General features: G+C 68.1%; 13 protein-coding genes. 6 read left to right on the top strand and 7 right to left on the bottom strand.

Going from position 1 to position 20805, the window contains the following annotated elements; translation table 11 throughout:
- Positions 1-95: 95 nt before the first annotated feature.
- Complete coding sequence (locus SM191_RS02680) at positions 96-3242, bottom strand: autotransporter outer membrane beta-barrel domain-containing protein (RefSeq protein WP_341504868.1); 3147 nt, start codon at positions 3240-3242, stop codon at positions 96-98.
- Positions 3243-3518: 276 nt separating this feature from the next.
- Between SM191_RS02680 and mgtE the strand changes: the two genes are divergently transcribed.
- Entirely contained in the window at positions 3519-4877 is a 1359-nt protein-coding gene (gene mgtE / locus SM191_RS02685; protein WP_341504869.1) for a magnesium transporter, read from the top strand.
- A 20-nt stretch (positions 4878-4897) separates the two neighbouring features.
- On the opposite strand, the gene SM191_RS02690 is transcribed toward mgtE, so the two are convergent.
- A complete protein-coding gene (locus SM191_RS02690; protein ID WP_341504870.1) occupies positions 4898-5758 on the bottom strand; it encodes a glycoside hydrolase family 16 protein in 861 nt (286 codons plus the stop codon).
- A gap of 76 nt (positions 5759-5834) precedes the next feature.
- Positions 5835-6638 (bottom strand): SDR family NAD(P)-dependent oxidoreductase, encoded by an 804-nt coding sequence (locus tag SM191_RS02695; RefSeq protein WP_341504949.1) that lies wholly within the window; start codon positions 6636-6638, stop codon positions 5835-5837.
- Between the two features lie 171 nt (positions 6639-6809).
- Between SM191_RS02695 and SM191_RS02700 the strand changes: the two genes are divergently transcribed.
- The gene (locus tag SM191_RS02700; protein WP_341504871.1) at positions 6810-9995 is read left to right on the top strand and encodes a TRCF domain-containing protein; all 3186 of its coding nucleotides are present in this window, start codon (positions 6810-6812) and stop codon (positions 9993-9995) included.
- Positions 9996-10072: 77 nt separating this feature from the next.
- The gene (gene mgrA / locus SM191_RS02705) at positions 10073-11149 is read left to right on the top strand and encodes an L-glyceraldehyde 3-phosphate reductase (protein WP_341504872.1); all 1077 of its coding nucleotides are present in this window, start codon (positions 10073-10075) and stop codon (positions 11147-11149) included.
- A 65-nt stretch (positions 11150-11214) separates the two neighbouring features.
- Here the strand turns inward: mgrA and SM191_RS02710 are convergent, their stop codons facing one another.
- Together SM191_RS02710 and SM191_RS02715 are read right to left on the bottom strand one after the other, a co-directional pair.
- Positions 11215-12084, bottom strand: a complete 870-nt coding sequence (locus tag SM191_RS02710) for a hypothetical protein (protein ID WP_341504873.1) — start codon at positions 12082-12084, stop codon at positions 11215-11217.
- A gap of 66 nt (positions 12085-12150) precedes the next feature.
- On the bottom strand, positions 12151-13434 hold the full coding sequence (locus SM191_RS02715) for a S8 family serine peptidase (protein WP_341504874.1): 1284 nt from the start codon (positions 13432-13434) through the stop codon (positions 12151-12153).
- Between the two features lie 100 nt (positions 13435-13534).
- Here SM191_RS02715 and SM191_RS02720 point away from each other — a divergent pair, with 100 nt between their 5' ends.
- The 3 genes from SM191_RS02720 (at position 13535) to SM191_RS02730 (ending at position 15907) form a co-directional block, all read left to right on the top strand.
- Positions 13535-14020: an RNA polymerase sigma factor gene (locus tag SM191_RS02720; protein ID WP_341504875.1), complete on the top strand. Its 486-nt coding sequence runs from the start codon at positions 13535-13537 to the stop codon at positions 14018-14020.
- A complete protein-coding gene (locus SM191_RS02725) occupies positions 14017-14712 on the top strand; it encodes an anti-sigma factor family protein (RefSeq protein WP_341504876.1) in 696 nt (231 codons plus the stop codon). Before SM191_RS02720 ends, SM191_RS02725 begins: the two co-directional genes overlap by 4 nt.
- Before the next feature lie 178 nt (positions 14713-14890).
- Positions 14891-15907 (top strand): LLM class flavin-dependent oxidoreductase, encoded by a 1017-nt coding sequence (locus SM191_RS02730; protein ID WP_267432501.1) that lies wholly within the window; start codon positions 14891-14893, stop codon positions 15905-15907.
- Positions 15908-16266: 359 nt separating this feature from the next.
- Here the strand turns inward: SM191_RS02730 and SM191_RS02735 are convergent, their stop codons facing one another.
- Positions 16267-18276: a glycoside hydrolase family 97 protein gene (locus SM191_RS02735; protein WP_341504878.1), complete on the bottom strand. Its 2010-nt coding sequence runs from the start codon at positions 18274-18276 to the stop codon at positions 16267-16269.
- Positions 18276-20759 carry a TonB-dependent siderophore receptor gene (locus SM191_RS02740; protein ID WP_341504879.1) on the bottom strand — a complete coding sequence of 828 codons (2484 nt, stop codon included), beginning with the start codon at positions 20757-20759 and terminating at the stop codon, positions 18276-18278. Before SM191_RS02740 ends, SM191_RS02735 begins: the two co-directional genes overlap by 1 nt.
- Positions 20760-20805: the final 46 nt, after the last annotated feature.

The following is a 20805-nucleotide window of genomic DNA, read 5'->3' on the forward strand; positions in this document are numbered from 1 at the left end:
AGCTTCCGCCCATGGAAAGGAGCCCCACCGGGACGCAAGGTGGGGCTCCGAACGCCCGCGCACGCTACAGGGGGGATGCACGCGGACGAACTCGCCTAGAAGGCGAACTGAAGGGCAGCGCGCGCGGACAGCGCGACGTTGCCAAGGCGTTGTTCGGCGTTGACCTCGCCGCTCAGCCGGATCTCGCTGGTGCCGGTGATCGCGCGGACCCGGCCGACCCAGCCGCCGCCGCGCGCCTCGGGATCGAGGATGAAGGGCGTGCCGTCGCCGAAGCTGGCGACCGTGCGGCCCAGCGCCCCGGCGACCCGCTCGCGCCGACCGCCCTCGATCTCCAGCCGGCTCCACTGGGCATAGCGGTTGTCGCCGCCGAAATTGATGCCCGCCGCCACGCTGGCGGTCAGCGCCAGTTCGTCGCTGGTCCGCTTGCGCACGGTCAGGTCGTATCCGGTGCCGCCGCCGCTCTCGCGATAGCCGTCCTCGTTCAGCCGGTAATAGTCGACCGCCAGGATCGGGCGCACGTTGAACTGGCCGACCCAATGCTCCCACGAGACCGAGCCCGAGCCGGAATAGAGCATCCCCTTCCAGTCGGCGGTCGCGCGGCGTTGCACCGCCTCGGTCCCGACCACGCCGTCGAACTGGCGCCGCGAGTCGAAGGACAGGAAGGCCGCCGAACCGCGCGCCTGCGCCGCCAATGCTCCCCAACGCGCACGCCAGAAACCGGCCAGTTCATATTGGCTGTGGTTCACGCGGTTGATCGCCGAGCCTTCATTGTCGCGACCGCTCATATAGGAGAGCGAGGCTCCGAAATTGCCCGCATCGGTCTTGTGCTCGATGCCGCCGCTGATACCCCAGCCGCGCACGTCATAGCTGCGGGTCGATCGCGTACCCTTGGACGCATCCCAGCCGAGCGGGGTGAGCCAATAACCCCATTTGCCCTCTTCGCTGAACTCGCCCGCAGGCTCGCGAAGCTGGGCGGCGGCGGCGCGCGAGGCGAGCGTCACCCCCTCGAACACACCGCCCGCATAATTGGGCAGCATCTGCTCAACCGCGCCACGGAAGGCCGCGCCGTCGTAAATGCCCCGGATGGCGTCGGACAGCTTGGCGTCGGTCCCGATCGCGGCGTCGATCGCGTCGAAGGCGCTGACGCCCGCGTTGCTGAGGCCCAGTTCGGTCTTGGCTTTGCGGCTGACCTCCACCGCGATCTCGTTGGGCTGGGCGGCGACGATCGCGCCCTTGTAGAGGAAGGGCATGGCCGAGGGTGCCAGCGTCAGATTGCTCGCACCGGTCAAGGTGCCCGAGCGCAGGACGACATAGCGGCCCGTCACATCCGTCCCGCCCGACACGCGCAGCGCCAGCTGGCTGTTCGCGCCGATGGTGGTCGCCCCGCCGACCTGGATCAGGTTGGCGGTCGGATTGGCCTTGTCCAGCGCGACACTGAGGATCGACTGGTCGCCCATGGTCAGCGAGGCGATGTTGGTCGCCCCGTTCGCGGCGAAGGTCCCGCCGCCGCTGGCGACCGTGACCGCGACATGGGAGGCGTTGGTCAGCCGTCCGGCGAAGACGCCCTTCCCCGTGATCGCCACCACATCCTGGCCCAGCCCGGAAAAGTCGGCCACGCCGTCGAAGCGCGCGGTATCGGCGATGGTCAGCGTGTCCGCCCCGGTGCCGAAGGTCGCGCTGCCCGCATAGGTGCCCGTCCCGCTCATCTCCAGCCGGTTGTTGCCGGTGCCGAAACGGACGTCGCCCTTCACCGAACCCGCGCCGATCTGAAGCCGGTCGTCGCCGCTGCCGAAGCGGATCGCACCGGTGATGGTGGGGGCGGCGGCTCCGCTGGCGGGGGCGATCTGGCGGACGATCGCGCCGATGGTGTTCGCCGACAGATCGATGGCGGTGCTGCGCGAGCTGTCCGCCCCGGCCCCCGCGATCGCGCCCGCATTCTCGACCAGCGTCAGGCCACCGGTCCGGTCGAGGATTGCGGCCGCACTGGCGCCCGCCGCCGTCGCGCGGATCGCGCCGGAGTTGCGGATCGTCGGCACCGAAGCGCCGCTGTCGATCAGCACGGCGGTCGTCACCGCCGAGGCCGCGCCGCCACCGGTCGCGGTCACCGAGCCGCCGACGCGCAATTCCGGCGTCGAGGCTCCGGCACCGAAGCGGATGGCCGTCGCCTCCGCGCCATTGGCGGTCGCCTGCACCGTACCGCCGACCGCGACGCCCTGCGCGATCTGGACATTGCCGCCCTGCCCACCGATGGTCAGCGCATTGGCGCGCACGCCGCTATAGACGCCGTTGCCCGTAATCCGGCCATTGACGACCAGGCCGGGTGCGGGCGTGCTGCCGCCGGTCGCGCCGATGACGATCGCCCGGTCCGCCGCACCGACCAGCATGGCGGGGGCCGCGCCGTTGGAGATGATGTCCGCCGTCTTGCCGGTGGCGTTGCCCAGGGTGATGCCGCCCGCGACATTGCCGCCCACGACCAGCGCCGATCCGCCCTGCAACAGATCGTCCGGGTCCAGCTTCGACACATCGCTGGGCGGCGTGGTGTAACGATAGCCGGTCGAGCCGATCCCGCCCTCGATGGTCAGCGCACCGCCGATATCGCCGTCGATCCGCGCGCCGACCGCGCCCTGGCCGACCGCGACGATGGTGCCGCCCAGCGTGACATTGCCCGACACCGCGCCGGTCCGCACACCCACCGAGCGATCGCCCAGCACGTTGATCTTGCCCGACTGGGCGAGGTTCCCGGTCAGCGGCCCGGTCAGATAGATGCCCGCCGAGTCGTTGCCCTCGACGGTGATCTCGCCGCTGTTGCTGATCGCGCCGGTAAAGGCCCCGGCGGTGCGGATGCCGGTCCTCCGCGCGCCTTGTGCGAAGGGGCCATCCAGGTCGCCGTCCTTGTCGATATCGACAGGCGTGTAGCTTTCGTCGATGACGATCTTGCCGCTGTTCGCGATCTCGCCGGTCACACCCGCCGCCGCGCCGATGCCGATCGAGTCGTTGGCGTCGGTGATCTGGATGGTGCCCGCATTGGCGAGCTTGTTGTTGCTGTCGATCGTCACCGCCGTACCGCCGGTGGTCACGACGCTGCCCGCCGCAGCGATGCTGACATCGCCCGCGCCGCCGTTATTGACGGTCGCTGTGCGGACCGGGGTGGTCCGCTTGGTATCGATGACGGTCTGGGCCGAAGCGGCCGTCCCCGCCACCAGAGCGAGCGTGGCGGTCGAGGCGAAGAGCAGGCGATGCACGAATAAGGTCCCCTTTGTGCGCTTTGCCCGTTCAGACGGAGCCGTCGCGCCGAAACCTTGGTGCCCCGATGAAAAATTCGTCAGGTGGCCTGCCGGTGTTGACGATCGGGCCGCAGAGGATCAGAGCGCCCGACAGGCGCGGGAGCCCCCGCGTCGTTCCAGAAAGCGAGAACATGTCCAGCGACAGTTCCAGTAGCGCCGCACGCCCCGGGGTCGTCCGCTAGTTTCGCGAAACTGGCTTTCGTCCGCCCGGGTCGTGCGGACGAAAGGTTTTGAATGGTCAACGATCTGATCGCCGGCGTCGCCGCCGGTTTCCGCTCCTCCCGGCGTGGCCTGTCCATCGCCGATCTCGTCGATACGCTCCAGTCGCTGCCCGTGGCGGAAGCGGCCGACGCCCTGACCCAGATGCCCGACGCACGCGCCGTCGCCGTGCTCGACAGCCCGGAATTGCGCTGCGCCGCCGATATCCTGGCCCTGCTGCCCTCGGCGCGCGCCGCCGCCCTGGTGTCGCAAATGGCGGAGGACCGCGCCGCCGACGTGCTGGCGGCGATGGAGGAAGAGGACGCCGCGCCGATCCGCGCCGACCTTCCCGCCACCATCCTCGCGTCGATCGACACCCTGCTCCGCTGGCCGCCGGACAGCGCGGGCGGCATGATGACGACCGAATATGTCGCTTCCCCCGCCGACGCGACCGTCGCCGAGGTGCTGGCCCATATCCGCACCGTCGAACGCAGCCGCGAGACCGTCTATTCGGTCTTCCTGCTGGAGCCGCAAGGGCGGCTGGTCGCAACCGTCTCGCTGCGCCAGTTGATCGCGGCCGAGCCGGACTCGCCCGCCATCGATCTCGCGCGCGGGCATGACCCGATCACCGTCGCGCCGACCACCGACCGCGAGGAGGTGGCGCATCTGATCCGCCGCCACGACCTGCTCGCCCTGCCCGTGGTCGACGAACAGGGCCGCCCGATCGGCATCGTCACCGTGGACGACGTGCTCGACGCGCTGGTCGCCGCGCATACCGAGGACACGCAGAAGTTCGGCGGCGTCGAGGCGCTGGACAATCCCTATCTGGAAACCGGCTTCCTCGCGATGATCCGCAAGCGCGCCGGGTGGTTGAGCGTCCTGTTCTTCTCCGAAATGCTGACCGCCAGCGCGATGCAGCATTTCGAGTCCGAACTGGAGCGGGCGGTCGTGCTGACCCTGTTCATCCCGCTTATCATGAGCTCGGGCGGCAATAGCGGCAGCCAGGCGACCTCGCTGATCATCCGTGCGCTGGCGCTGGGGCAGGTACGCCTGCGCGACTGGTGGCGAGTGGCGCTGCGCGAGCTTCCGGCGGGGATGACGCTGGGGGCGATACTGGGACTGCTCGGCATCGCCCGGATTGCGCTGTGGCAGACGCTGGGCTTCTATGATTACGGACCGCATTGGGTGCTGGTGGCGACGACGGTCGGGACGGGGCTGGTCGGCATCGTCACCTTCGGCTCGCTGGCGGGATCGATGCTGCCCTTCGTCCTGCAACGGCTGGGCTTCGATCCGGCCAGCGCCTCGGCTCCGTTCGTCGCGACGCTGGTCGATGTGACCGGGCTGGTGATCTATTTCAGCATCGCGCTGGCGATCTTGTCGGGGACTCTGCTGTAAGCGGGGCGACGAACACCCGGTTATCGCTTCCAGTAGCGCACATAATCCACATCCATCCGCTGCGGCAGGGCGGTATCGTCGACGCCCTTCTGCCCGCCCCAGTCGCCCCCGACCGCCAGGTTCAGGATCAGCGAATAGGGCCGGGTGAACGGCCAGGCCGCCGCGCCGCCGGGCTTGTCGTTCTTCACCCGCATATAGGCGCGGCCATCGACCCCGATGGTGATCGCATCGGGCGTCCAGTCGAGTTGATAGCGGTGAAAGTCCGTGCACGCGCCGGGCACGTCGGTCTGGCTGCCCCGCTGCGTCTTCCTGACATGGTTATAGGCGGCGGAGTGGACGGTCGCATGGATGACATCGGGGTTCCAGCCGACCATCTCCATGATGTCGATCTCGCCACCATCGGGCCAGCGCGCGCCGTCCATGGGGAGAAGCCAGATGGCGGGCCACATGCCACGGCCGCAGGGCAGCTTTGCGCGAACCTCGTAAAAGCCGAAACCGAGCGTCTTCTGCGTCACCAGCTTGGCCGATGTATAATCCTGCCCGCCCCAATCCGGCTCGTCGCGGGCGGCCTCGCGCCGCGCCTCGATCACCAGTGCGCCCTTCTCGATCCGCGCGTTGCTCCGCTTCGGCCCGACATAATATTGCAGTTCGTGATTGGGCCAGCCGCGCTTGTTCGCCGACACGTCCCAGCGCCAGCGGCCGGGATCGATCGCGCGGTTGAATTCGTCGCCGAAGGTCGGGGCGGACTTCGGTGCCGCCATGGGCCCGTCATAATGGGTGTTTGTCGCGCCCAGCGTCGCGGTCTGCGTCTCCTGCGCGGTCGCGCCACCCGTCGCCAGCAGGGATACGCCCGCCAGCACCGCCCAAGCCCATCGCCGCATCGCCACTCTCCCCGGATATTTGCCCGTCAGCCTAATCACCCCCAACGGGAAAGACCATGCCGACGGGCCGGGGAAATCATCCGGCGATGGTGAAGACCGAACCGGAATCGACGCGGAGCCCCGCGCCGTTGATGAAGCTGGCCCGTTCGGACACCAAAAAGGCGACGGCGGCGGCGACCTCTTCGGCCTTGCCGCGCCGCTTCAGCACCATGCCGGGGCGCTCCTCATCCAGGAACGTCTCGATCGCCTCGTCGAAGCTCAAGCCCTTTTCCTTGGCACGCTTCTCCATCATCGCATCGGTCATCGGCGTCGCGATGAAGGCGGGCGACACGGTGTTCACCAGCACATTGTCGCCGCCATAGGCCTTGGACAATCCCTTGGCCAAGCTGAGGATCGCAGCCTTGGACGCGCAATAGGGGAGTTCCTCGACATAGGGCTGCACCGCGTCCTCGGACGCGAACAGGACGACCCGGCCCCAGCCCTTGCGCCGCATCGCGGGAATCGCCTCGCGGCACATGCGCACCGCCCCCATCAGGTTGATGTCCAGCGTCTCCTGCCAGCCGTCATCGCCCACCTCCAGGAAATCGCCCTGCGCGCCGGTCACGCCCGCCGCGTTGATGTAGATGTCCGGCTCGCCCAGCCTTTCGCGAACCTCCTGCCACAGCGCCTTCACCTCCCCCGGCCTGGTGACGTCGCCGGTCACGGCGATCACCTCGCCCAGCGGGGCCAGTTCCGCCACCGCCTCGTCCATGGTGCCGCCCGGCTTGTCGGTCAGCGCGACCCGCACTCCGGCCTCCAGCAACAGCCGCGCAGTTTCCTTGCCCATGCCCGAATCCGATCCGCTGATCAGTGCGATGCGGCCCTCGATACCCAGATCCATCGTCATTCTCCCTCGGCGGGCGGTCAGCCATGTCATCGATGCAGATCAATGCCGTGCCGATGAAGTGACGAAGCGGCTTAGGGTTCCGCCGATAAGTCTTTGATCCCGAGCGGAACGACGCGCACCTCCCGCCCGTTCGCCATCGCAATCAGTCCTGGGAGAGCCCCCGCCGTGCGTTCCTTGTCCGAAGCCGAAATCGCCACCATGCCCCCGTCCGGCGACGGGCCCCATCCGCTGCTGGGCGTCGCCGAACTGGCGGCGGGCGCGGCGGAGCGGCTGGAACGGGCCGATATCATCCTGGCGGTGACGGACGAGACGCGCGCGATGGCCGTCACCCGCATCCTGACCGCGATCGCGCCCGACGCGACGATCCTGTTCTGCCCCGGATCGGACGCGCTGCCCGGCGACGACGCCCCCGCCTCGCCCGCCAATGTCGGGCAGCGTGTCTCGGCGCTCCACGCCCTGCGCGCCGCATCGGCGGCGAAGAAGCGGGGGCGCATCGCCCTGGTCACCTCCGGCGAGGCGTTGGCGCGCGCCCTGCCCTCCCCCGCGACCTTCGATGCCGAGCCGCCCTGCGTCGCCCAGGGCGAGCCCTGCGATCTGGGCCGGCTTCACGACATGCTGCTCGACCTGGGTTATATCGCCGACGAGCGGGTGGACGAGCCCGGCGAGGTGGCGCTTCGCGGACAGGTGCTGGACGTGTTTCCCGCCGACGCCGAACAGCCGCTGCGGATCGAGGTGGCCGGGGGGCGGATCGCGGCGATCCGGTCCTATGATCCCGCCGACCAGCGGAGCACCGGCGAGTTGGATCGCCGCGAACTGGGCCGCGTCGCCGAGCCGCCGCTGGCGTCCGACCCGACCAGCCTGATCGAGCATCTGCCCGGCGCCGAAGTCATCGTCGAGCCCGCCGCCGACGAACGCCGCCGTCGCCTGCTGCTGCTGAGCGCCGATGTCGCCAAGCGCGGCTCCCGACGCGCCGCGCGCGACATGATCGCCGACAAACACTGGTCCGCGCTGCTCGCCGATCGCAAGACCGCGAGCCTTGGCCGGATCGGCGACCTCCCTCCCCGCTTCGTCGAACGCCGCGCGCCCTTGCGGGACTTCGCCAAGACGGCGCGGGCCGCGCGTGACGAAGGGTGCCGCGTCGTCCTGATCGGCAGCGAGCGCGACCTGCGCTTTCTCGGGCGGCGGGTCGACAATGTGCTGCGCATGCCGTCCGTCCGGGTCGATAGCTGGCGCGCGGTCCGCAAGGCCGAGCCCGGCGCGCTGCTGACGCTGGTCGCGCCCGCCGAGCGGGGCTTCGTCCGCAAGGGCATTCTGGCCGTTACCGCCGCCGATCTGCTGGGCAGTCGCGCGGACCGCGAGGATGGCAAGCCCCACCGCGTCGACCTATCGCTGATCCAGACCGCCGAAATCCGGGTCGGCGACATGGTCATCCATGAAGATCACGGCATCGCCAGCGTCGCGGGGATCGAGCCGATCGATATGCAGGACGGGGTGACGGGGGACGCCATCAAGCTGGTCTATGCCAAATCGGCGACGCGGCTGGTCCCGGTGGCCGAGGCGGATCGGCTGTGGCGCTATGGCGGCGAGGACGATGCGGTCCGCGCCGACACGCTCGACGGCAAGAGCTGGCACGACCGCCGCCGCGGCATCGACGAGGCGATCGCCGAGACCGCACGCCGCCTGACCGAAATGGCCGCCGAACGCGCCGAGCAGCATGCCCCCGTGCTCGATCCCTCGGTCGCCGATTATGAGCGCTTCGCCGCCGGTTTTCCGTTCAGCGAGACCCCCGACCAGTTGACCGCGATCGAGGCGGTGCGCGCCGACCTGTCCTCCGGGCGCCCCATGGACCGGCTGGTCGTCGGCGATGTCGGCTTCGGCAAGACCGAGGTCGCGCTGCGCGCCGCCGCCATCGCCGCGCTCGCCGGGCGACAGGTGGCGCTGGCCGCCCCGACCACCGTGCTCGCCCGCCAGCATCTCGACAGCTTCACCGCGCGCTTCGCCGACAGCGGCATCGCCGTCGCGGGCCTGTCGCGCCTGTCCACCGCCGCCGAAAAGCGCCGGGTCAAGGCCGGGCTGGCCGATGGCAGTATTCGGATCGTGATCGGCACCGGCGCGGTCGCGGCCAAGGGCATGGCCTATAAGGATTTGGCGCTGGTCATCGTCGACGAGGAGCAGCGCTTCGGCGCGAGTGACAAGGCGGGGCTTCAGGCGCTGTCGGCGGGTCATGTCCTGACCCTGTCGGCGACGCCGATCCCGCGCACGCTGCAATCCGCACTTGTGGGCCTGCGCCAATTGTCGATCATCGCGACCCCGCCCGCCCGGCGGCAACCGATCCGCACCGCCGTTTCCGCCTTTTCGCCGGAGACATTGCGGGCTGCGCTATTGCGGGAGCGGTCGCGGGGCGGGCAGAGCTTCGTCGTGGTGCCCCGCATCGCGGACATGGCGCCGCTGGCCGAGAAGCTGGCCAAGATCGTCCCCGAACTGGAGATGCTGCAAGCCCATGGCAAGCTGCCCGCCGCCGAGATCGATGATGTGATGGTCCGCTTCGGGCGCGGCGATGGCGATGTTCTGCTGGCGACCAACATCATCGAGGCGGGGCTCGACGTGCCGCGTGCCAACACGATGGCGATCGTCCATGCTGATCGTTTCGGCCTGTCGCAGCTTCACCAGTTGCGCGGGCGGGTCGGGCGTGGGCACCGGCGCGGCCAGGTGCTGCTGTTCACCGAGACCGACGACGCCATCGCGCCGCGCACGCTGAAGCGGTTGCGCACCCTGGAGGCGTTCGACCGGCTGGGCGCGGGCTTCGCGATCAGCGCGCGCGACCTGGACATGCGCGGCGCGGGCGATCTGCTCGGCGATACGCAGGCGGGGCATATGCGGCTGATCGGCGTCGAGCTCTACCAGCAATTGTTGGAAGACGCGCTACGCACCGCGCGCGGCGAGACGGTCGAGCGCTGGACGCCCGAACTGTGCGTCGGCGTCGAGGGTCGCCTGCCCGCCGAATGGATACCCGATGAGGATCTGCGCATCTCGCTCTATGCGCGGCTGGGGCGGCTGCGCGACGATGCCGAACTCGACGATTTCGAGGCGGAACTGGAGGATCGCTTCGGCGAACTGCCCGAAGAGTCCGCCCTGCTGATCGCGCTCGCCCGATTGCGTGAGCGGATGCGGATGCTGGGGATCGCGCGGATCGACGCGGGGCCCGCCGCCATCGCCCTGACGCCGCATGACAAGGATGCCGATCTGGGCGGGATCGAGGGGCTGGAGGAGAAGGATGGTCGCTACCTGTTGAGGGAACGCCTCGACGATCCGTCCGAGCGGCTGGCACGGCTGGCCGATCTGCTCGCCTGACCGCCGTCTTGACCCAGGCAGTTGGCCGCTATCGCCAGACGTCATAAGAGCCGCGCCGATACGAGAGGAACCGTCCCATGCCCTTCCCCACCCCCTATGTCGCCGATCCGGCCCGTTACGACGGTCGGATGCCCTATCGCCGGACCGGGCGCAGCGGCCTGAAGCTGCCCGCGATCAGCCTGGGGCTATGGCAGAATTTCGGCGGTACCGATGTGTTCGAGACGGGGCGCGCCATCCTGCGGCGCGCCTTCGATCGCGGCGTCACCCATTTCGATCTCGCGAACAATTACGGTCCGCCCTATGGCTCTGCGGAGGAGAATTTCGGGCGGGTGCTGGCGACCGACTTCGCCGCGCATCGTGACGAACTGATCCTGTCGACCAAGGCGGGTTGGGATATGTGGCCGGGGCCCTATGGCGATATCGGCTCGTCGAAGAAGTACCTCATCGCGAGTTGCGAACAGAGCCTGAAGCGGATGGGCGTCGACTATGTCGATATCTTCTATTCGCACCGGGTCGATCCGGAGACGCCACTTGAGGAGACGATGGGGGCGCTGGTGCAACTGCATCGGCAGGGCAAGGCGCTTTATGTCGGCATTTCCTCTTATGATGCGGGGCTGACCCGGCGCGCGGCGGCGATCCTGGCGGAGGAGAAGGTGCCGCTGTTCATCCACCAGCCCAGCTATTCGATCCTCAACCGCTGGATCGAGCGCGATCTGCTCGACACGCTGGGCGAACTCGGCACCGGCTGCATCGCCTTTTCGCCGCTGGCGCAGGGCATGTTGACCGGCAAGTACCTGAACGGCGTGCCGCAGGATGCGCGGGCCAGCCGGGGCGGTTCGCTGTCGCAGTCGCTGCTGAGCGAAGAGAATGTGTCCGCCATCCGCCGCCTGAACGATATCGCACAGGCGCGGGGGCAGACGCTGGCGCAGATGGCGATCGCCTGGGTGTTGCGCGATCCGCGCGTGACCTCCGCGCTGATCGGCGCACGGACGGTCGCGCAGTTGGACGATTCGCTCGACGCCGTGGCCCGTCTGGATTTCACCGACGAGGAACTGGCGGCGATCGACCGGGCGGCACAGGATGGCGGCATCAACCTGTGGGCCGAATCCTCCGACATCGTCGAACTGCCCGCCGCGCAAGGCATGTCCGCCTGAGCCGGACATGACGATGCGCCCGACCTCGCGAAGGAGGTCGGGCGCACCTTTCGGATCGGCCAGGATTATTGCGCGGCGCTCTTCACATCGCCCTGCCCCATGGCCGAGACCAGGACATTGCCCGAGCCGGAGAAATTGGCGGCGGGCAGATCGGCGACGCGGTTGCCGACCTTCACCAGAACCCGCTCGACCGCGCCCTGGGCATTAGTGCGGACCGACTGGACCGCGCCGAGCGCACGGCCCCGGGCGTCGGTGACGGCCATGCCCGGATTGACCGGGAAGGCCCCGCCCTGGGCCGCACCGCTCCCGGCCAGCGCCAGATTGCCCGCACCCGACAGGCTACCGCCCGCCGCCGACAGCGCGCCCGATCCCGAGCCCGTCGCGGACCCCGCCGCAGCAGCACCGCTATTCGCCGCCCGGTCGGCCAGGTTGGACACCGCACCACGCGCCCGGTTGCCGACCGTCCCGGCGGTATCCCGGACCTGCCCGGCGACGTTGCCGACGGTGTTCACCCCACGACCCGTCGCATCCCGCACCGCGTCGGTTCCAACCAATTGCGCATCGACTCCGCCGCCCAGCGAGCCCGAGGCCGAGCCGTTGCCACCGCCCGAGGCCTGTCCGATCCGCGTCGCGTTATCCAGCGTCGAGCCGCCCGAGGCATCGCCCGACGCCGCCACCCGGCCGCGACGCAGATCGACATTGCGATCCGCCCGCGTCGACCCGCGCGTCCGGGTCGCCGTGTCCGTCGCGACCCGGCCCCGATCCGCCATACCGCCCAGCGAACCCGCACCGGTGGCCGAGCCGGTTAGACCACCGACCGTGCCGCCCAGCTGGCCACCCAAACCACCGGCACCACCAAGCAACTGCGCCGAAGCGGGTGCCGTCACCAGAGCAACGGCAAGGATCGCGCTACCAGAAAGAAAATTCTTCATCATCGTTCTCCTTAACTTCTGGAACGACAACGAGGCGGCTCGCGGGTTTAATCCCGGATTTCTCGAAAATTATTGCACCGGGGTGCGGCATTCCCCGCAAAGCATTCCACGGCCATGACTTTTATCATGGCCCCTCGCCCCCAAGTCCTTCGCCTCCCCATCCACCCGCGCGAGTACGGAACGGGCCTGGCCGGGTTTCAGCGCCGGATAGGCGGCGGCGATGCGCCCCGCGACCAGCGGCGCGGCAAAGGACGTGCCGCGCACCTTCATCCGCCGACCGCCCAGCCCGATCGCCAGCATGTCGGCGGCAGGCGCGACATAATCGATATGCGAGGCGCGGCCCGCCTCGATCAGCGGCCGGTTGCGCGCATCGACGCCGCTCACCGCCACCACGCCGGGATAGGACGCCGGATAGGCCGGCGGCGAGGCGGGGCCGTTATTGCCGACCGCCGCGACGATGATCAGCCCCCGCGCCTGCGCCGCCGCGACAACCCGCGCGAGCAGCGGGTTGGAGGGGCCGACCAGGCTGATCGTCGCGACGGACACGCGCTGCTCGACCAGCCAGCCCAGCGCCTTGGCGATCGCGGTCGCATTACCGCCCGCCGGGTCGGTGCCATAGACATCCGCCGATGCGATCCGCGCACCGGGCAGCGATCCCCGGACCCCGCCACTGCCGCTGATGAGCGAGGCGACGGCGGTGCCATGATCGTCGGGCTTGGGAGCCCCGGTCGCGAAACCGCGGATCACCGCCGCCCCCTCGACCCCGCCGTCGATCACGCCGACCATGGTGCCCTGCCCCTCTGGCGACGCGCCCCCGGCGAGCGTCGCCGCGCTCGCGCCGCTCGGCAAATGGAGTTGATCCGCACTGACCTCTCCACCCAGCCTGTCGATCAACGCCAGCGCCTTTCTGAGCGGAAGGCCGTTCGGCACGCGCAACCGGACGAAGGACACGCCCAGCACATCGTCCCGCTCGATCACGCTGAAACCCTGTGCCGCGACGGCGGTGAGCAACGCCTCGCTGGGGGCATCCACCACCACCTCGCCCGCACGCGCCGGAAAGCCGTTTGGGTCTAGCGCGATCGCATCGGGATGATCGCGCACCAGTTGCGCATAGGCGGCGCGGCGCAGGTCATCCAGCCTGGCCGCGGTCGTGCTCGCCACCCGGTCGACCCCGCGCCGCAGCGGATCGACCACGCCATCGACCATCGGCCCGATGTTCGCAGGAAGCCCGCCCGGCAGCGACGGCAGGCTCGGCAGCGTCCCGCCGAGTTGCGCCCGGGCCCCACCGACGCCGAGCGCGCAGCCGGTCATGGCGGCCATCACGCCCAGAAACCGAAATGCCCGCTTGCCCACCGCCGCCCTCCTGTTGAAAAATCATCCTGACATGGATCAGACGAACAGGGATTAAACGATCCGGGTCGTCCGTTTCATCCCTGAATTGAAGGAACCGCGCTTGGCTGCATTCGAGAAGGAGTTGTTGGCGCTGCTGCCGCGATTGCGGCGGTTCGCCCGATCGCTCACCCATGATGCGGCGGATGCGGACGATCTTTGCCAGGTGACGGTCGAAAAGGCTCTGCTCGCGCAAGGATCGTGGCAGGTGGGGACGAGATTGGATAGCTGGATGTACCGGATCATGCGCAACGCCTGGATCGACACCGCCCGTTCCCGCTCGCGCGCGGCGCAAACCTTCGTCGGCGAGGATGCCGGGCTGTCCGTCGGCGCGACCGGCAATGCCGAGGCGCGCGTCGCGCTGAACGAGGTGGACGCCGCGATGCGCACCCTGCCCGACGAACAGCGCGAGGCGGTGGCGCTCGTCCTGGTCGAAGGGCTCGCCTATAAGGAAGCCGCCGAGATCCTCGACATTCCCATGGGCACGCTGACCTCGCGGCTGGTGCGGGGACGACAGGCGCTGATGGCGCGACTGGGAGAAGCGGCATGACGATCGAACCGGAAATGCTGATGGCCTATGCCGATGGGGCGCTCGATCCCCTGAACGCCAAACGGGTCGAGCGCGCCATCACCGAGAACCCCGCGCTGGCCGACGAGGTCGAACGCCATCGGCGCCTGAAGGCCAGGCTCGCCAGCGCCTATGCCCCCGTCGCCGACGAACCCGTGCCCGATCGCCTGGCCGCGATACTGACCGGCAATGTCGTTCCGATGCAGCCGCCGCTACGCCAACGCTCGCGCCTGTCGCTGCCGCTGTGGAAGTCGGCGGCGGCGATGGCGGCCTCTCTGGTCGTCGGGGTGCTGCTGGGGCGGCAGGTGGATCGGGGACCGATTTCCGCAACCGACCATGGACTCTACGCCGCCGGATCGCTGGCCAGCGCGCTCGACCGACAGGCGAGCGGGGGTGACGGCGCGGTGCGGATCGCGGTCAGCTTCCGCGCGACGGACAACGAATTCTGCCGCGTCTTCCAGTCCGCCGCCGCCGACGGCATCGCCTGTCGCGATCGTAAGGGTTGGGCACTCCGCCGGACCATGCCGGGCACCACGCCCAAAGCGGGCGGCTATGCCCAGGCGGGATCGTCCGACGCCGAACTGATGGCGGCGGCGCAGGACATGATGGCCGACATGCCGCTGGATGCGGAGGGAGAAAAGGCCGCCGTCGCCAAGGACTGGCGCAACCGCTGACATTCCTGGACATCATCGACGTTCAAGCGACACTCCTACTTCCCTCGCCCCTCGTAGAGGGGAGAGGGGAACAGAAGGTAATACCCCAAATCCAATCGCGCTTTCGGAAAGCAAGCGTTTCGCTCGGCGCGCCATGCCCCGGGGTGCATCGCGACCGCGCGTGACCTATCTTCGTCCCATGAAAAAGATCGGTTTCCTGTCCTTCGGCCATTGGTCGCCCTCCCCCCAGTCCGCGACGCGCTCGGCGCAGGATGTGCTGCTCCAGTCGATCGACCTCGCGGTCGCGGCGGAGGAACTGGGGGCGGACGGCGCCTATTACCGTGTGCACCACTTCGCGCAGCAACTGGCCTCGCCCTTCCCGCTCCTCGCCGCCGTGGGCGCGCGCACGAAGCGGATCGAGATCGGCACCGGCGTGATCGACATGCGCTACGAGAACCCCTTCTACATGGTCGAGGATGCCGGGTCGGCGGACCTTATCAGCGGCGGTCGCCTGCAATTGGGGATCAGCCGGGGTTCGCCCGAGCAGGTGATCGATGGCTGGCGGCATTTCGGCTATGGCCCAGCCCAGGGCGAGACCGACGCCGATCTGGGCCGCCGCCATGCCGAGGTGTTCCTGCACCTTCTGAAAGGACAGGGTTTCGCCAAGCCCAATCCGCGCCCCATGTTCCCCAACCCGCCCGGGCTGCTTCGTCTGGAGCCGCATTCGGAGGGGTTGCGCGATCGTATCTGGTGGGGCTCCGCCTCCAACGCGACCGCGATCTGGGCGGCAAAGCAGGGGATGAACCTGCAAAGCTCCACGTTGAAGGCCGATGAGAGCGGCGAGCCCTTCCATGTGCAGCAGGCCAAGCAGATCCGCGCCTATCGCGAGGCGTGGGCCGAGGCGGGGCATCAGCGGACGCCGCGCGTGTCGGTCTCCCGGTCGATCTTCGCTCTGACCACGGATCAGGACCGCGCCTATTTCGGCCGGGACGACAGCCAGGATCAGGTCGGCGTCATCGACAATATGCGCGCCGTCTTCGGCCGCTCCTATGCCGCCGAGCCCGAGCGCCTGATCGAGCAACTTCGCGCGGACGAGGCTATCGCCGAGGCCGACACGCTGCTCCTGACCGTGCCCAACCAGCTCGGCGTGGACTATAACGCGCATGTGATCGAGAACATCCTGCGCCACATCGCACCCGCACTCGGCTGGCGCTGATCGCGAAAGGCCTCGGCGAAAGCCGGGGCCGGGAAGCCGATATGTCGATGACGGGAAAGAAATGGCGCACCCGAGATGAAAGCGATGGGCACTCAGATTGTTGGGAAATTTGGGTGGCGAGGGCGGCGTGACAGCGGGCAATTGGTGAGCATGGTCGGCAGGCCGCCGTCAATTATGCCCAATCACTCATGCATTCGCATATGCTCGCTCCCGGCTTGGCGGCCGCGCTGGGGCAGCCGGTCGGCGCCACTCGGCTTGTGATCCTAACCCAATGGCGTGGGTGCTGGGTGATGCGTGTCGCCCGTGATGACACACAAAGCTGGAGCCAGCCCCTGCCATTTCCCCATCAGTGGATCAGCCTAAAGCCGTCGAAACCGGATGGCCTGCCCACCGCCGGACGCAAGATCGAGCGCCAGCTGGTCTCCGGCGGTCACCACCTGCTGCCGGATCGCCAGTTTTTCCGGGGCGGTGCGCCAGTCGGCGCCCGGGCCATCGGCATAGATGGTCGCCTCGTACCGCGCGCCCTTGTCCAGAAAGTCGAGCGGTACCGTCAGGTGGCGCGCCGTGTCGCTGGTGATCGCGCCCAGATACCAGTCGGGGCTGTTCCGATCCTGCCGTGCGACGACCGCATATTCGCCGATCTTTCCCTGCAACGTGCGGCTGTCCTCCCAGTCGGTCGGAACGTCGCGGATGAAGCCGAAGGCGTCGGCGTGCTCGTCATAATGTTCGGGCAGGTCGACCGCCATCTGCACCGGGCTGTACAGCACGACATAGAGCGCCAGTTGGTTGGCGATGGTCGAGGGCACGCGATTGTCGGGCCGCGTCGCGCGATAGTCGAAATGGACGACACCGGGCGTATAGTCGAACGGCCCCGACAACAGCCGGGTGAAGGGCAGGATGGTCGTATGATCGACCGAATTGCCGCCATCGGGGCTGCCGCCATTATATTCCTGCCCCCGCGCGCCTTCGCGGCTCATCAGGTTGGGCCAGGTGCGGCGTAGGCCCGTATCCTTGACGGGCTCGTGCGGGAAGATGGCGATATGGTGCCGCGCCGCCGCCTCGACGACCTTTTGCAGGCTCTGCACGGCATATTGGCTGTCGGGCCATTCGGTTTCGTCCAGCCGCGTGCCGACATAGCCGAGCTTGATCGAACGCACGCCGTAGCGGTCATAATAATCCAGCGCGGGTTCCAACTGGCGGAGATAATCCGTCACCTGCCCGCCGGTTTCGTGATGGCCGATCAGGTCCACGCCCTTGGCGCGGGCGTGGGCGGACACATCGGCCATGTCGAAGGCGGGCTGTGCGCGGTCGAAAATGAAGCGTGAATGGCCGTTCTTCCACCATTGGGGCACGTCCCACCCGACATTCCACCCTTCGACCAGCACGCCGGGAATGTCGTGCTTTGCTGCCCAGTCGATATAGGATTTGGCGCGCGCGGTGGTCGCGCCCAGCTTCGGCCCCGGCTCCCAGGTCAGCAGGCCGGTGTGCATCGCCCAGAAGATGCCGATATATTTCTCAGGCTTGACCCAGGACACGTCGCCCAGCCGATTGGGTTCGTTGAGGTTCAGGACAATGGTCGAGTCCGCCAGATGCGCGGCGTCGGGCGCGACCATGACCACGCGCCACGGCGTCACCGCCCCGCCATGGGTCCGCGCCCGGTCGCCATTGGACCAGGGCGACAGATCGGCCTTGAGCGTCCGGCTGTTCTCCTCGGGCATTCGCAGGTTCATCGCCGGAAAGTCGACCAGCGCCGCCTCATGCACCGCCATCGCCACGCCGTCGCCCTCCAGCGTCAGCGGGGTCTGCGCGGTCTGGATCGCGGACAGCGCCGAGCGGCTATATTCATATTCGCTGTACTTCTCGCGATACGCCGGGATCGACCAGGCGCGGTAATTCTGCGCGAAGTGGAACTCGGTTGCCTCATCGGTCACGACCAGCGGCTGTTCGGCCGCGCCGGGCAGCGTGTAGCGAAAGCCGAAGCCGTCATCGAACACGCGGAACTCGATACCCAGTTTGCGGCCGTCCGGCGCGGCGAGCGTCGCGACCAGCCCGCGATAGTTTTCGCGCATCCGTCGCCGCTCGCCCCAGGGCTGGGTCCAGGGGCGGTCGAGCGCGGTCGGGCGGCTGGAAACCAGCGTCAGCTCGTGGTCGATCGGCGCGGCATCCTTGAACCGGAAGCCCAGCCGCGACCGGTCGAGGATCGGCTTGCCGTCATAGCGCGCGCGGTACACCGCCTCGCCATGATCCACCGCCAGGTCGACCGCGATGCGGCCATCGGGCGAGGTCACGGTCCGCCACGCCTGCCCCAGGGCCGGGGTCGCCGCGACCAGCGCCGCAAGCCCGACGATCATGCCCAGCCGCTTGTGCATCAGAAGCTGTAGGTCAGGCTGGCACGAACGCGGCGACCGAAGATCGGTCGGCCCTGGAACGCGGTCTCCTGCACCCCGATGATCGAGCCCGCGCGCGGATTGCCCTCGGTCAGGCCGACCTCGTTGAACAGGTTGGTCGCGACCACCTGCGCCTGGAGCGCATCGGTGACCTTCCAGTTCGCGCCCAACCGCACCTCGGTATAGCTGGGCAGGACGATGGTATTGGCCACATCGACATAGCGTTTGCCGGTATAGGCCGCCTCACCGAAGATGTTCACCCGGTCGGCCAGCAGGTGCAGCGTCGGGCGGATCGAGGCCTGGACCTGCGGCTGGCGGACGATCTGGTTGCCGCTGAAGTCGAACGGTCCGCTCGCATCCTGTCCGGCGAAGCTCGTATAGCTGATCTTCTGGTAATTGCCGCTCGCCGCCAGTTCGAAAAAGTCGACCGGGCGCAGCGAGACTTCGACCTCGACCCCCTTGGACTCCGCCGCCGCCGTCTGGTTGATCGTCTGCGCCTGGCCGTTCGGCCCCGCGACGATCGTCTGGAAGGCGATGTTCGGGAACTTGTTGTAGAACAACGTCACGAAGGCCGAGAAGGGCCGGGACGCATATTTCAGCCCGCCCTCGACCAGGTCGATGCGGTTCTCGACCGGCACGCCGCCGAACCACTGGACGAATTCCGGCGTGACGCGGAAGCTGCGGCTGTAGCGGGCGAAAGCGGCGACGCGCTTGTCGAACTCGTAATTCGCGCCCGCCGAAAAGGCCCATTGGCCGGTCTTGAACCGATAGGGCGTTGTCGCGCCGGTGAAGACCAGCACATTGTCGTCGGCGATGGTCGTCGCATCGCCCAGATTGGCGCGGGCCGTCTGCGCGATCGTGCCATTCTTCGACACATGATGATAACGCGCGCCCAGATCGATGCGGAGCGCATCGGTCACCTGCCACGCATCGGTCAGGTACAGCGCATTGATCGTCACATCATCATGGAAACGCTGCAAATTGCTGTGCAGGTTGAGCAGGCCGCCCTTGGTCAACGCGACCGTCTGCTGCCCCGCCGCGTTCAGCCCGACCACATCGAAATAGCGCGGGCGGTTGATCGCCTCGACCAGGATGTCGTTCCAGTTCCAGTTCTGCGTCTGCGTGAAATGGCTGAAATAATAGCCTGCGGTCAGGGTGTGGCGACCGATGCCGGTGTCGAGCTTCTTGGTGACGCTCAGGTCGTTGATGACATTCTCGACATTGACCACCGTGTTGAAGAGGCTCTGCGTCAGCGCCAACTGGTTGCCCAGCGCCGCGGCCGCGACGGTCTGGCCGTTGCTGGCGTCGCGATAGACGGCGGACACGGTGTCGGGTCGCGCCGCCTGCAACCGGGTGAGCGCGCCTGCGAGGAAGCCCTGCGACGTCGTGATCCCCGAGCTGAACAGCCCGTTAAAGTCCACCGTCCCGGTCGTGTAACGCGCGCGGTCGTTGATCTCCCATCCATCGCCCAGCGGCTTGTTGAAGATCGCGGTAAAGGTTTCGGTGTCGGTATGGATGCCCTGGGTCAGGTCCACCCGCTTGTTGAACGCCCCGCTGCCATCGAGCACGGTCAGCCGCGCGAACGCCGTGTTGACCAGCGTGCCGGTGCCCGCGTCCAGACCGGGCAGGCCCTGGGACGGGCTGGCCAGCGGGATGGCGGTGTAGAAGATGTTCTTGTCGTCCAGCTTGCGATAGCTGACGAACAGCGAGCCGGTGTCGGCAAAGTCATATTGCAGGCCGACGCGGAACTGCCCGCCCTGGTTGCCGGTGAAGCCGGGGTTCCGCAGGCCGTTATCCTCGCGATAGAAGCCGCCGATCGCAAAGGACAGCCGGTCGGTCAGCGGACCGGAGACGTTGGCGTCCATCCGGTAATGATCCCAGTCGCCGACCTCGCCCTTCACCATGCCCTGCAACGTGCGGGTCGGCCGCTTGGTCAGGACGTTGACGACACCGCCCGGTGCGTTGGACGCGGTGATCGACGCCGAGCCGCCGCGAACGATCTGGAGCGAGTCGATGGTGCCGTCGACGCGGAAGAATTCGTCGGCATTGGTGAAGGCGCCCGCGCCCTCTTCCCAGACCGGCAGCCCATCTTCCAGCAGCGGGAGGTAACGGTAATTGTCCGCCGGAAGTCCGCGCGAATAGACATTGTTGCCGACCTCGCCGCCCGAACTTTCGACATAGATGCCCGGTGTCGAGGCGATCAGGTCGGCGATGCCCAGCGGCGCCTTTTGCGCGATCGCCTGCGGGTCGATGGTGGTGATGGCGTAGGACGTCTCGAACTTGCGCGTGCCGGTGCGCGTCCCGGTGACGATGATCTCGTTGAGGCCCAGGTCATCGGCCTGCGCCGCCTCGGGCGCGGGATCGGCCTTTGCCTCGGCGGCCGGTGGGGCGGATTGCGCCAGCAGGGGGGCGACGGGCACCATCCCTGCAACCGAAGCCATCAACGCCAAGCGACATCCACGCATGATAATCCCCTCCAAGACGCCTCTGACGGGCGGTCCACCTGATGAG

Origin of the sequence: Sphingomonas sp. 2378 (genome assembly GCF_038084995.1) — a bacterium.
Taxonomy (GTDB): domain Bacteria; phylum Pseudomonadota; class Alphaproteobacteria; order Sphingomonadales; family Sphingomonadaceae; genus Sphingomonas.

Excerpts from the sequence above, each read along its gene's own strand:
- mgtE (WP_341504869.1), top strand. The coding sequence starts at position 3,519 with ATGGTCAACGATCTGATCGCCGGCGTCGCCGCCGGTTTCCGCTCCTCC.
- SM191_RS02690 (WP_341504870.1), bottom strand. The coding sequence starts at position 5,758 with ATGCGGCGATGGGCTTGGGCGGTGCTGGCGGGCGTATCCCTGCTGGCG.
- SM191_RS02695 (WP_341504949.1), bottom strand. The coding sequence starts at position 6,638 with ATGGATCTGGGTATCGAGGGCCGCATCGCACTGATCAGCGGATCGGAT.
- mgrA (WP_341504872.1), top strand. The coding sequence starts at position 10,073 with ATGCCCTTCCCCACCCCCTATGTCGCCGATCCGGCCCGTTACGACGGT.
- SM191_RS02710 (WP_341504873.1), bottom strand. The coding sequence starts at position 12,084 with ATGATGAAGAATTTTCTTTCTGGTAGCGCGATCCTTGCCGTTGCTCTG.
- SM191_RS02725 (WP_341504876.1), top strand. The coding sequence starts at position 14,017 with ATGACGATCGAACCGGAAATGCTGATGGCCTATGCCGATGGGGCGCTC.
- SM191_RS02730 (WP_267432501.1), top strand. The coding sequence starts at position 14,891 with ATGAAAAAGATCGGTTTCCTGTCCTTCGGCCATTGGTCGCCCTCCCCC.
- SM191_RS02735 (WP_341504878.1), bottom strand. The coding sequence starts at position 18,276 with ATGCACAAGCGGCTGGGCATGATCGTCGGGCTTGCGGCGCTGGTCGCG.
- SM191_RS02740 (WP_341504879.1), bottom strand. The coding sequence starts at position 20,759 with ATGCGTGGATGTCGCTTGGCGTTGATGGCTTCGGTTGCAGGGATGGTG.